This window comes from Cyanobacteriota bacterium (genome assembly GCA_025054735.1).
Taxonomy (GTDB): Bacteria; Cyanobacteriota; Cyanobacteriia; order SKYG9; family SKYG9; genus SKYG9.
Window position 1 is genome coordinate 1 of the sequence record JANWZG010000062.1, and the last position, 12279, is coordinate 12279.

Sequence of the window (12279 nt, forward strand, 5' to 3'; positions counted from 1 at the left end):
GGTCATCACTAGCATCCCCACAGCAACTCCAATCAACAGCAAGTGCACTGGGTTGCCCACAAAGTTTTCATCCTCTGGTAAGAGAATACGCCACCAGAGATTATCTATATCAAAGCGGTTGTCTCCATAGGTAATGTTGGGATGATTAACATCCAAGCCTAGGAACTGCTGGTGAATAGCTTGGATCCATTGCCAAAGGGGAGGAAAGGGCAGGCTCAGTGCTAGGTTACGCAGTATGGTAGACAAGATTGCTGGGAAGCTGACTAGTGTATTGGTAGTGCCAGCGGTAGTGCCCAGAGGAGTGCCAAAGGTTTGAAGGTTGCGCCCATAGCTAGGTAGAGATAGGCTCAGGGCAGCCAAGAGCACGATCGCAGGCAGGAACAGACTATGGAGTAGGGTGCGAAGACACAACTGTCTAGACTGCATCAGCAGTCGCCATGCCTGTACCATAAGCAGCGGCAGGCCAAAGATGATGCCTGTAGGCTTTGTAACTATCGCTAGGCCGATCGCTACCGCTAGCCACCACCAGTCTGGTAGCGATTGTTCTGGCTTCAACACAAAATAGGCAGCACAGACCAACCAACAAGACACAAGTAAATCTGTCTGGCAGGTGCTCGCTTGCATAATAGCCATAGGCACACTGGCACAGACCAAAGCAGTCAACACTTGACTGTGCTTTTGGTCTGATGGTGCTATAAGGGATGTTCCCAAGATACAGACTACGAAGGCAAGTCCTTGGATGCAGTTATCCCCATAGTCGCCGCCTGTGAGGAGGTGGAGATGGGTAAGTAGGTAGGCGGCACCTGGAGCAAAGCTGATCTGTCGCAGGTTATGGGTAGGATAGTGAGCTACAGTATGATTTTGGATCCAATGCATGACGCGAGGCAGGTGGTAGGTCATGGCATCATAGTTATAGGGTGGTTCTAGCCACCCTCGGAGTAAACATAGCCCGATCGTGCTCATGATAACGACTGGGATGATAATCCTTTCTATGGCGAGTGCAGATTGGCTGTGGTGAGGAGTCACAGCTAGCTGCTTCACTGCTTGTCTGAGCACAATTGCTGACCGTGCCTTGCGCTGCCTTAGTCGATACCCCAACAGCACAGCGTGAATGCCAGCTAGCCAACCCCAAAGCATTGTGACTGTAGTGGCCGTAAGGGCACGATCGTAGCTCAATAGTTCTGTCCACACTACGATCAGCAACCCATGCCATAGAGCTGACTGCATAATCGCTAGCCGCCAGTTGGCATTACGACTAGGCGTAATCCTAAACAGCAGGGCAGCCGCAGCAAAGGAACTAACGAGTAAACTAACAGCCATGGTGTTCAGCCTGACCTTGAAGCAACTTGTGCAGATATAAAACTATGCCGATACAATAATGCAGTCCTACTGAATAAGCGATCGAGGATACCCTAGGGAATGGAATGGCATAGCACTGATGCTCAAAGCTTAGCAATCATTGATCAGGAAATCGGCGATCATAGCTTCTCTCCTGCGGAATATGAAATTTTGCGTCGAGTCATCTATGCCACAGCAGACTTCGAGTACAAGTCCCTGATCCGATTTTCTGAGCAATCCTTGCAGGCAGGTGCAGCTGCACTGGCGGCTCGGACAACGATCATTGTGGATGCCCCCATGGTACAGGTTGGCATTACACCGCTAATCCAAGCTACCTTTGCCAACCCTGTGTATTGCAGCATGGATGCCCTGACAAGACCTCAAAAGGAAAAAACCCGCATAGCTTGGGGGATTGAAACCTTAGCACAGCGCTATCCAGAAGGCATCTTTGTGGTGGGGCAAGCCCAAACAGCTCTAGCGACGATCGTGGAAATGATTGAGCAGGAAGCGATTCGTCCTGCGTTGGTGATTGGGGCAACGGCTGGCTTTATAGACGCTGACGTACTCAAGGATCGCCTTCGAGATTCCCTCGTGCCCCACATTCGGATTGATGGCCGCAAGGGCAGTTCTGTTGTAGCTGTGGCCATCTTAGAAGGGCTGATCGAGCTAGCTTGGGAAGCCTATGGCAAAGAGCCACTCTAAAGCAACTGGCGGTAACAAGGTGATCTATTATCTAGTGCTCTGGCAACTCTGAGGAATTGAGATAACTGGAGATCCATGGGGATGAATAGCTGATATGTTACAAATGCCCTGTAACGGTGACCTGGAATATGACCTACTGCCTTGGGATTGTAACGTGCTATGGCTTGGTAATGGCGGCAGATTCTCGCACAAATGCAGGTGTAGACTACATTTCCACATATCAGAAATTGTTCAACTTTTCACAACCTGGCGATCGGGTAATCTTGATCTGCACAGCGGGCAACTTGGCAATCACCCAAAGTGTGCTCACAGCCCTCAAGCGAGATCTCAGCCTTGCAGATACACCGAACCTGCATACGATGCCGACGTTATATGATGCGGCCCGATACGTAGGTAACAAAGTGCGTGAAGTGCAAACCTACGATCGAGAATGGCTGCAAAAAGATGGCATTGACTTTCAATGCAGTTTTCTCTTGGGCGGACAGATTCAGGGACAGGCTACAGAGCTATTTTTAATCTACAGCCAGGGTAATTGCATTCAAGCAACACCCGAAACTCCCTTCCTACAAATTGGGGAAGCCAAATACGGCAAGCCCATTCTGGATCGCATTGTTACCTGTGAAACCTCATTAGAGGCAGCTACCAAAGCAGCATTGCTATCGATCGACTCCACCATGCGTTCCAATGCGTCTGTAGGGCCGCCCATCCATTTAATGAAATACTATGTCAACAGCTTTGTGATCGACCACCAAATTCAATTGAACTCTGGGGATCCGTACTTGATTACAATGCGTAAACTGTGGGAGTCCTCACTGCGAGATGCCTTTGATCAAATTCCAGATCCAAGTTGGCATTAGGTAGGTGTTAGGGGTTAGGTGCTACGTGTTAAGGGTTGGAGGTTGGATGTTACGATCGTGGTAACGCATGTTGCCTTGTGAATCGCGCCCATGACTTCAGCAAACGATATTATTCGGCTGCAAAAAGCGCTCTCCCTAGAGGCAGAGCACAGCTTTAATGATGTTATGGGTAAGCAATATCGCTTTAGTGAGTTTCTGACGCTGAGCCTCAAGCAATTGCCAGATCAGTGGGCAACCCAAGCAATGCAACCGTTACCAGCCTATGACCAGTCTCGATGCCACACCCTAGCGGATGAGTTTACCCGCTACAGTGACCTGAGCTTTGCTGAACGGCAGCATTTAGTGGCGGAAACGCGGCGATTTTTGCATCAGGTGCAGGTGACAACTCGCCAATCACAGGTGGTCGAAACGAGGACACCTAGCCTTGAGCGCCAGCTAACAAGGGCTGAGGATAATGGACAATCGCCAGCCGTTGTTCCCAAACCTACAACCCTAACAGACAACGGCAGAGATCTGTTGCAGCGATCAGTTCCCCTGACGCTCGATCAACCCTTGGAGAAGGTGAACGGCATTGGTACGAGCCTGGCACGGCGACTAGAGCGGTTGAATTTATTCACTGTGCGAGATTTGCTCTACTACTATCCCCGTGATCATGTAGACTACGCTCGTCAAGTGCCTATCCGCGGTCTAGAGCCAGGAAACACTGTGACTTTGATGGGAACTGTGCAGCGATGTAACTGCTTCACTAGTCCTAAGAACAAGAAGCTAACAATTTTAGAGTTGATACTGAAGGATAAGACAGGACAGATCAAGCTTAGTCGCTTCTATGCTGGGGCTAGATACACGAACCGAGGCTGGCAGGAACAACAGAAAAAACTGTATCCCGTAGGGGCGGTGATTGCAGCCTCCGGTCTAGTGAAGCAAAGCAAATATGGCCTCACCCTAGACAACCCAGAACTGGAAGTGTTGGATCATCCGGGGGGTACGATCGAGTCCATTACCGTTGGGCGCATTGTCCCAGTTTATCCCCTAACGGAGGGTGTGGGGGCCGATGGGGTGCGACGATCAGTAGTAGCAGTGTTACCCGCCGCAGACTTGCTTCAAGATGCCCTACCAGAGGCCATTCGCCAGCAGTATGGCCTAGAAGACTTGTCAAGGGCGATCGCCCACATCCACTTTCCTCCTGATCGAGAGAGCCTTGAGCGTGCCCGCCGTCGCCTTGTGTTTGATGAGTTCTTTTACCTGCAATTGGGCTTACTCAAACGTCGCCACCAACAACGCCAAGAGCAAACCGCTGCCGTTTTAGCCCCCAAAGGTCAACTCCTTGAAAACTTCTACACCCTGTTACCCTTTGCCCTCACTGGCGCTCAGCAGCGAGTTATCAACGACATTCTCAATGATTTGCAAAAAAGCACCCCCATGAACCGTTTAGTGCAGGGAGATGTTGGCTCTGGTAAGACCGTAGTGGCCGTAGCAGCGATTTTGGCAGCAATTCAGTCCGGTTACCAAGCAGCCCTGATGGCTCCAACGGAAGTATTGGCCGAGCAGCACTACCGCAAGCTAGTGAGTTGGTTTAACTTGCTGCACCTGCCCGTGGAGTTGTTGACTGGTTCTACCCGCATGGTAAAACGACGAGAAATCTTAGCTCAGTTAGCAACCGGAGAATTGTCGTTGTTAGTAGGTACCCATGCGTTGATTGAAGAGCCGGTGTCTTTTTCTAACTTGGGACTGGTGGTGATTGATGAGCAACATCGCTTTGGTGTGGAGCAGCGGGCAAAGCTTCAGCAGAAGGGCAACAATCCCCATGTGTTGACAATGACGGCGACTCCTATTCCCCGTACTCTAGCCCTGACGCTGCATGGTGATTTAGATGTAAGCCAGATTGATGAGTTGCCCCCAGGACGGCAGGCCGTTCGCACAACGGTATTGTCAGGAAGCGATCGCAGCCATGCCTATGACCTAATTCGCCGCCAAGTTGCCCAAGGACGGCAAGCCTACGTAGTATTGCCCTTGGTAGAAGAGTCAGAAAAGGTGGATTTGAAGTCAGCGATCGACGAGCACCGCCGCCTACAGGAAGCCATTTTTCCTGAATTTAAGGTGGGACTACTGCACGGACGTATGACCTCAGCGGAAAAAGATGCCGCCATTACTCAATTTCGTCAGGCCGAAACCCATATCCTAGTGGCCACTACAGTTATAGAGGTAGGGGTGGATGTTCCCAACGCCACGGTAATGCTGATCGAACATGCCGATCGCTTCGGTCTTTCTCAATTGCACCAGTTACGGGGACGAGTGGGGCGCGGTGCTAATCAGTCCTTCTGCTTACTAATGAGTAGCTCACGCACAGAAACCGCCCGCCAACGGCTAAAGGTGCTAGAACAGTCCCAGGATGGTTTCTTCATTGCAGAGATGGACTTACGCTTCCGAGGGCCAGGGCAAGTCTTGGGAACTCGTCAGTCTGGCCTACCAGACTTTGCCCTCGCTAGCCTAGTGGATGATCAAGCTGTATTGGAACTAGCCCGCCAAGCCGCAGAGAGCATCATCTCCTTAGATGGAACATTATCCCGCTGGCCGCTGCTGCAACAGGAACTGGCCTATCGCTACCAAAAGTTAATGGGTGGTGCCATTTTGACGTAATCTCCTCAGAAAAACGCACCTTCTGGGAAAACACTACTTTTGGTCATCTAAATAATTCTCAAACACTAGTGCACACCTCATGAGTTCGTAGTAAGGACTTAAGTCCTTACTACAAGCTATTCGTAGCCATGGTGTGGAGAAGTGATATGACCTCTTTGCAAGAGAGCCTGCCTATATCGAGGGCGTAGCTGCAATCTGCTATAGGTAACCGATGACATTGGTAGAGCTAATGGTTGCGTTAGCAGGACTTCCCTTACTATGGTTAAGGTAATGACCATTTATCCCAAAGAGCTAGCTATGACTCCAGAATTGCACGATCGGATCAATACCCTAGTAACTCAAAACAAAATCATCGTGTTCATGAAGGGTAATAAGCTCATGCCCATGTGTGGCTTTTCTAATAACGTGGTGCAAATTTTGAATATGCTAGGCGTACCCTATGAGACCGTGGACGTATTGGAAGATGAAGCCATTCGTCAGGGCATCAAGGAATATTCAAACTGGCCTACGATCCCCCAGGTTTACATCAATGGCGAATTCATTGGTGGTTCTGACATTATGATTGAGCTGTATCAGAAGGGCGAGTTGCAACAAATGGTAGAGGTGGCGCTTGCGTCTTGAGCGTGAGGGTTGCGGTTCATAGCAAAAAACTGGTCAGTTAGGACAAATTGATTGCTGATAAGGCTCGTGGTGAAGATTTAGGTTCTCAATACCAAGATCCTAAGTAGCTCGTGCATTGTTGTAGCGGATACGGCTGAGTCGAGCACTATCCACCCTATGACGGGTGGTATACATCAAGCCAACACAAAACGTTAAAAAATGTTGCAGATCTAGGAAAACTGCGTTAACTTTTATTACAGAAGTCAATTTCAAGGAGTTATTGGCCATGGAAACGAATCAGACCCAGAACGTTGCTCAAGAATCTAAGTTCGGTTTTACCAATTTTGCAGAAACCTGGAATGGTCGCTTGGCTATGATGGGCTTCGTGATTGGTTTGGCAACCGAGTTCCTGACTGGCAAAGGTATTCTAGAGCAACTTGGCTTGATGTAATCTGCGACATGACTTGGCTCAAAACGTTAGTTGACGTTAAGTTAGTTAGTTAGAGGTTTACACGGGGGTATGGCATCATACCCCTTTTGTTTTAGCTGGACTGTTTTTCCCATGGTGGAGAGTAGCCTAACTGGTTAAGTGGCGCGCGTGTTGAGTAGTGATGTGGTGCTGTGAAGCCTTATCAACAGATTAGAATCCTAGAGTGTGGTGAGCCACTGGTAGCAATTCCAACTTATCAGTTTGCAGTGGAAACGCCCCACCCCTACGAAAAATTGGGAGCACCCTACGGCGATCGCTCGCCCTATCATTTGCGCCAGGGGGTACTAGACCGCTTGGTGTCTGCCCAGGCAAGATTACAGCAACGCTATCCTGGTTGGCTGATTCAAATCTTTGATGCCTATCGCCCCATCGCTGTTCAACAATTCATGGTCAACTATGCCTTTAACCAACTGCTGGCTGATCGGCAACTTACTTTATCATCCCTGAGTGACGCACAGCAGCAAGCTCTCTGGGAAGAAGTCTATCAATTTTGGGCATTGCCAAGTCACGATCCGGCAACACCGCCGCCCCATAGTACAGGTGCAGCGATCGATGTCACACTAGTGGATGCAACCGGGCAACCAGTAGATATGGGCGGAGCGATCGATGAAATCTCTCCTTGCTCTCACCCAGACTACTACACCCACAGCACCGATCCCCAGCAACAGACCTATCATCACCATCGGCAACTGTTACACCAAATCATGGCTGAGGCGGGGTTTTGTCGTCATCCCAATGAGTGGTGGCACTTCTCCTATGGGGATCAACTGTGGGCATGGCAGCAACAGCAGCAGTCCCAAACACTGGTGACGGCTCGATACGGGGCTGTGTAGTCTGCGATCGCCTAGGGGATTATAGGGCACTTGTCGGCTGATGATCACCCACTGTCCCTAGTCGGAGGATAATGACAAAGTAGACATGGCAACAACCTCTAACAAACTCTATGGTGCACGACTTAGACCCAATCCTCCCTGCCCCCAACCTGTCTCAAGCTGCTTTTGTGGCTGCCAGTGCTGATGTCATCGGACGAGTGACCATAGGTATGGGTGGCAGTATCTGGTATGGGGCTGTAGTGCGGGCAGATGTAGAGCGAATCGATATCGGTGCCCACACCAACGTCCAGGATGGAGCCGTGTTGCACGGTGATCCGGGAGAACCAACTATTTTAGAAGACTATGTGACTGTAGGTCATCGAGCAGTGATTCATAGTGCTCACATTCAGCGAGGTAGCCTAGTGGGCATTGGTGCAGTAGTGTTGAATGGTGTCACTGTGGGAGAGGGCAGCATTATTGGTGCAGGGGCAGTGGTGACTAAGGATGTGCCAGCACGATCGCTAGTCGTCGGTATTCCCGCAAAAGTAGTGCGATCGGTAACTGACGAAGAAGCTATGGAATTAATTGACCATGCCCAACGTTACGAAAAGCTAGCGCTGGTTCATGCAGGTCGCGGCACCGATATGGGATTCTAGGCCACCTAGCAGCACATCTCGCCTAGGATTACTGGAAGGAAGCAACCTACCACGAACTAATGGGCTATTTTGCTAGCTTTTGGAGAATTGGTACAACTTCCTGTTGAGGGCTATATCAAACGCTAAGGGAAGCTAACCAGTCAATGATCAGCGCATTCACCACGTCAGGACGCTCATCATGGGGACAGTGACCTGTATCAGGGATTGGTACAATTTGCACAGGGCTAGCAGTGTGCTCTTGAAAAGGGGTTGCCCCGCTAATCGGTGTCCAGGGGTCTGCTTCACCCCACAGCACTAGCAAGGGAGCTTGCACATGGGGCAATAGCTCACGGGGAGGGGTGCCAGGAGGTGCAGTCAGAATGGAGGCAAATACCTGCTGAGCACCAGGGTCGCAGGACGGAGCATAGAGCATATCCACCAGCTCGTCAGTGATCGCTTCAGAGTTACGGTAGACCTGGTGTAGAGTTGACCGAATCCGAGATTTTTGCCGGACGAGATTGAAGAGAAAACCGCCGATCGTAGGCGACGCGATCAATCGTGTAAACAGACCCATCACCAAGCGCAGAGGAGGACTGAGTTCGTCTGGGCGATGGTTAAGACCGCCAGCGCAGTTCAGCAACACGGCACCTTTTGTAATCTGAGGGAACTGGGCAGTCAGGGTTAAACTCAGTAAAGCTCCAATCGAGTTGCCAATCCACACGACAGCACTGCCAATCTGCTCTGTCCAGAAATCGTGAACCAATTGTGCCCAAAGGTCAATGCTATAGGCCAGTGCTGGTTTATCAGACGCTCCAAAACCCAGCAAATCTAGAGCATAAACCCGATAGCCAGCCGCTGCTAGCACTGGAATATTTTTGCGCCAGTGACCGATCGATGCTCCAAAGCCATGCAATAGCACTAGGGGCAAGCCCTCACCGTGGACAGTGTACTGGATGCGATAACCTTGCCAGAGCCACGTCGATCGCTCAAGAGTGGTAGCAGAGGTTAAAAGGTTAATAGTCACAGCTTGTTTATAACACTTCGTAACAATCTGGTTTAATCATAGCGTAAGTGACCGTCAGGATTGTGCAGGCAGGGTGTGTCATCTAACCCCACCTGCATTGTGAACAGCACGAACTAGTCACCCAGTTCTGGTTGAGGATCTAGCTGACGGCAGCAATCGCAGGTTGACGATCAAAAAGTGCTAAAACCCGCTGGGCAATTTGTCCTGGCATAAGCCCTAGCGCTTCCTTAGATTGGTCTGGTGTAGCGTGTTCCACCAACACATCAGGCACCCCTATGCGGGTGATGGGCACTACAATGTTCAAATCGAGCAGGGCTTCAGCTACGGCAGAGCCAAAACCTCCCATCAGACAACCTTCCTCTAGGGTGACAACCCGGCCAATTTGTTGTGCTAGCGGTGCAATTAACTCAGTATCCAGTGGCTTGGCAAAGCGAGCATTGACCACAGTAGCCTGGATGCCGTGTTCACTTAGCATTTCAGCCGCTTGCATAGCAGGGTAGACCATAGAGCCATAACCTACTAGCAGGATGTCATCCCCATGTCTCAGGATCTCTGCTTTGCCGATCGGCAATGGTTCCCAACCATCTTCCATCAGTGGTGCACCGTAGCCATCACCCCGTGGATAGCGGAGGGCGATCGGGCCTTGGGTATAGTTGATACCTGTCACCACCATGCGCTGGAGTTCGGCTTCGTCCTTGGGAGCCATCAGCACCATGTTGGGAATGCATCGTAGGTAAGCAATGTCATACATACCCTGGTGGGTGGGGCCGTCAGCTCCTACAATGCCTGCCCGATCCATGCAAAAGAAGACGGGTAGATTTTGAATGCAGACATCGTGGACAATCTGGTCGAAGGCTCGTTGCAGGAAAGTGGAATAGATGGCAACTACTGGACGCATCCCTTCACAGGCCAAACCAGCCGCTAGGGTTACGCCGTGTTGCTCGGCAATGCCCACATCGATGTATTGCTTGGGCAGCTTGGCTTGTAGAATATCTAAGCCCGTCCCCGTTGCCATGGCAGCCGTGATCCCGATAATGTTAGGGTTGTTTTCAGCCAGCTTCGTTAGGGTCTGCCCAAACACTTTGGAATAGCTGGGGGGCTTGGGCTTGCTGGGGGGGTTAGCCTTACCTGTCGCCAAGTTAAAGGGAGATTGGGCATGGTAGCCAACTTGATCCTTTTCAGCGATCGCATAGCCTTTGCCCTTCACCGTTGCCACATGTACTAGTACTGGCCCAGGGTGCTGGTGGGCCTTCCGGAAGGTCTCGATCAGTTCCTCTAGATTGTGACCATCGATCGGCCCCACATAGGTAAAGCCCAATTCTTCAAACACCGCCCCTACCTTGGGAACTGCCAAGCGTTTCATCCCTTCCTTAATCCGTTCCATTTCTGGCGTAAATTTCTCACCCACAAAGGGAATCTGCTTGAACTGTTCTTCCAAGTTGTCAGCAAGGAACTGCACCGGATCAGACAGGCGAATTTTGTTGAGATAGCGAGGAATAGCGCCAACATTGGGAGAAATAGACATCTCGTTGTCGTTCAGCACCACCATCAGGTTAGTTTTGGGTAGATGTCCGGCATGGTTGATGGCTTCTAGTGCCATACCCCCAGTCAGAGCACCATCCCCAATCACTGCCACTACCTTAAAATTTTCACCCTTGAGATCCCGTGCCAGTGCCATGCCCAAGGCAGCCGAGATACTGGTAGAAGCATGACCTGCACCAAAGTGGTCAAACCTGCTCTCACAGCGCTTCAGGTAGCCAGCAATACCATCTTTTTGTCGCAGGGTGTGGAACTGATTGTATCGACCGGTAATCAGCTTGTGGGGATAGGCTTGGTGGCCAACGTCCCAAATAACCTTATCGCGATCTAGATCCAAGGTTTGGTAAAGGGCTAGGGTTAGCTCAACGACACCCAGACCAGGGCCAAGGTGGCCGCCACTGGTGGCAACGGTTTGCAGGTGCTTTTCTCGAATCTGGTCAGCAATTTTACGGAGTTGGGCAATGGAGAGTCCGTGCAGTTGATTAGGATGAGTTAGTTCACTTAGATGCATATCAGACAAACTCGCTGTGATAATGATGGATTAGGTTTGAACAGGTTTGCTTATCGATCGATTAACCTCTGCTTATACCTTAATAAATTTTAATAAAATTTTCCCGCTAAATTCCGGCACGCTTAGGAAATTCCATCGACTTATGGGAGAATCACCCTGAGGGTTACCTCAATAGGTGATTCGAGTATTCTATACCGTTTCAATCCCCGCATATGGTCAGACTTATTAAGCTTCATCATCGGTTACGAACTCAGTGCCAAATTCTCTGCCCAATTCGTTGGGGTCAATCGGCTGCTGTTGCCCAGACAACTGCCCGTGTTGGGGGTGTAGTGCTAGGTGTCGCAAGTTTAATGGCGGTTGCTCAGCCACCCGCGCTTGCAAGCATCCAAGACTACGAAAGTTGCGCCCAAGCGCTGCTCAACGCAAAAATTGAACCAGCCACGGTTGCTGACTACTGCGCCCGTGAGCTACAACCCCATCACCTAGGTGCTTGTGTAACCGCAATTACTCAACGCACAACGATCGCCGCCAATGATGCCTTAGAAGCCTGTGCAAGAGTTCGTCGTCCCCTAGATCTGGCAAACTGTGTAGTCAATATCGACCAGCAAATCATTGTCCCCAAAAAGTTGGATGAAGCTGCTAGCAAGTCAGCCCTGCTCACCGCCTTAGATACCTGTCGCCGCAGTTTATTGCCAATTCGCCATGCAGAATGTGTGATTGGGCTAAGCAAGAAAGTAGACTTACCTCCCCTATCCCTAATGGGAACCTGCATCGATGCTGACGATCGTCCTCGCGATGTCCAGCCAACCTTCATTCGCTCTTAGGTAGCCCTAGCAGCGCACCTCAGCAGCTAGGTGATGACGGATGTAGAGCCAACTCTAGGATAAAGGTTGTCCATCCGTTGGCACTGCGAACAGTAATTTGCCCACCTAGCCGCTCAGTGAGTTTTTTTACTAAAGCTAGGCCCAAACCCGTGCCACCGTATTTCCAAGGGTCATGCTTAGGAATGCGGTAGAACTTGTCAAAAATGCGCTCTTGCTCACTGGCTGGAATTTCTACCCCAGAGTTGCTGACTGCAATTTGGATTCTGGGTAGCAAGGTACTAGGTGAGTGAGGGTCACTAGGTTGGCAGCA

The 12279-nt window shown here is 50.5% G+C and carries 12 protein-coding genes; 8 read left to right on the top strand and 4 right to left on the bottom strand.

Going from position 1 to position 12279, the window contains the following annotated elements:
- Positions 1-1320 (bottom strand): glycosyltransferase family 39 protein (locus NZ772_04775; protein ID MCS6812873.1); only part of this gene is annotated, 1320 nt, incomplete at its 3' end.
- A 99-nt stretch (positions 1321-1419) separates the two neighbouring features.
- Between NZ772_04775 and NZ772_04780 the strand changes: the two genes are divergently transcribed.
- From NZ772_04780 to NZ772_04810, 7 genes are all read left to right on the top strand, one after another.
- A complete protein-coding gene (locus NZ772_04780) occupies positions 1420-2040 on the top strand; it encodes a precorrin-8X methylmutase (GenBank protein MCS6812874.1) in 621 nt (206 codons plus the stop codon).
- 128 nt (positions 2041-2168) lie between these two features.
- Positions 2169-2897: a proteasome-type protease gene (locus NZ772_04785; GenBank protein ID MCS6812875.1), complete on the top strand. Its 729-nt coding sequence runs from the start codon at positions 2169-2171 to the stop codon at positions 2895-2897.
- A 90-nt stretch (positions 2898-2987) separates the two neighbouring features.
- Complete coding sequence (gene recG / locus NZ772_04790) at positions 2988-5534, top strand: ATP-dependent DNA helicase RecG (protein MCS6812876.1); 2547 nt, start codon at positions 2988-2990, stop codon at positions 5532-5534.
- Between the two features lie 297 nt (positions 5535-5831).
- Positions 5832-6155 carry a Grx4 family monothiol glutaredoxin gene (grxD, locus tag NZ772_04795; protein ID MCS6812877.1) on the top strand — a complete coding sequence of 108 codons (324 nt, stop codon included), beginning with the start codon at positions 5832-5834 and terminating at the stop codon, positions 6153-6155.
- A 265-nt stretch (positions 6156-6420) separates the two neighbouring features.
- On the top strand, positions 6421-6585 hold the full coding sequence (locus NZ772_04800; GenBank protein MCS6812878.1) for a chlorophyll a/b-binding protein: 165 nt from the start codon (positions 6421-6423) through the stop codon (positions 6583-6585).
- A gap of 170 nt (positions 6586-6755) precedes the next feature.
- Positions 6756-7457: a D-alanyl-D-alanine dipeptidase gene (locus tag NZ772_04805; protein ID MCS6812879.1), complete on the top strand. Its 702-nt coding sequence runs from the start codon at positions 6756-6758 to the stop codon at positions 7455-7457.
- Positions 7458-7567: 110 nt separating this feature from the next.
- Positions 7568-8092, top strand: coding sequence for a gamma carbonic anhydrase family protein (locus NZ772_04810; GenBank protein MCS6812880.1), 525 nt, complete (start codon positions 7568-7570; stop codon positions 8090-8092).
- A gap of 115 nt (positions 8093-8207) precedes the next feature.
- Here NZ772_04810 and NZ772_04815 read toward each other — a convergent pair whose 3' ends face one another.
- Together NZ772_04815 and dxs are read right to left on the bottom strand one after the other, a co-directional pair.
- A complete protein-coding gene (locus NZ772_04815; GenBank protein ID MCS6812881.1) occupies positions 8208-9095 on the bottom strand; it encodes an alpha/beta fold hydrolase in 888 nt (295 codons plus the stop codon).
- Between the two features lie 139 nt (positions 9096-9234).
- Positions 9235-11145: a 1-deoxy-D-xylulose-5-phosphate synthase gene (gene dxs, locus NZ772_04820; GenBank protein ID MCS6812882.1), complete on the bottom strand. Its 1911-nt coding sequence runs from the start codon at positions 11143-11145 to the stop codon at positions 9235-9237.
- 212 nt (positions 11146-11357) lie between these two features.
- On the opposite strand from dxs, the gene NZ772_04825 reads away from it, so the two are divergent.
- The gene (locus NZ772_04825; protein MCS6812883.1) at positions 11358-11969 is read left to right on the top strand and encodes a hypothetical protein; all 612 of its coding nucleotides are present in this window, start codon (positions 11358-11360) and stop codon (positions 11967-11969) included.
- A gap of 19 nt (positions 11970-11988) precedes the next feature.
- On the opposite strand, the gene NZ772_04830 is transcribed toward NZ772_04825, so the two are convergent.
- Positions 11989-12279, bottom strand: a 291-nt coding sequence (locus tag NZ772_04830) for an ATP-binding protein (GenBank protein ID MCS6812884.1), incomplete at its 5' end; no start/stop codon positions are given.

Excerpts from the sequence above, each read along its gene's own strand:
- NZ772_04800 (MCS6812878.1), top strand. The coding sequence starts at position 6,421 with ATGGAAACGAATCAGACCCAGAACGTTGCTCAAGAATCTAAGTTCGGT.
- dxs (MCS6812882.1), bottom strand. The coding sequence starts at position 11,145 with ATGCATCTAAGTGAACTAACTCATCCTAATCAACTGCACGGACTCTCC.
- NZ772_04785 (MCS6812875.1), top strand. The coding sequence starts at position 2,169 with ATGACCTACTGCCTTGGGATTGTAACGTGCTATGGCTTGGTAATGGCG.
- NZ772_04780 (MCS6812874.1), top strand. The coding sequence starts at position 1,420 with ATGGAATGGCATAGCACTGATGCTCAAAGCTTAGCAATCATTGATCAG.
- grxD (MCS6812877.1), top strand. The coding sequence starts at position 5,832 with ATGACTCCAGAATTGCACGATCGGATCAATACCCTAGTAACTCAAAAC.
- NZ772_04825 (MCS6812883.1), top strand. The coding sequence starts at position 11,358 with ATGGTCAGACTTATTAAGCTTCATCATCGGTTACGAACTCAGTGCCAA.
- NZ772_04810 (MCS6812880.1), top strand. The coding sequence starts at position 7,568 with ATGGTGCACGACTTAGACCCAATCCTCCCTGCCCCCAACCTGTCTCAA.
- recG (MCS6812876.1), top strand. The coding sequence starts at position 2,988 with ATGACTTCAGCAAACGATATTATTCGGCTGCAAAAAGCGCTCTCCCTA.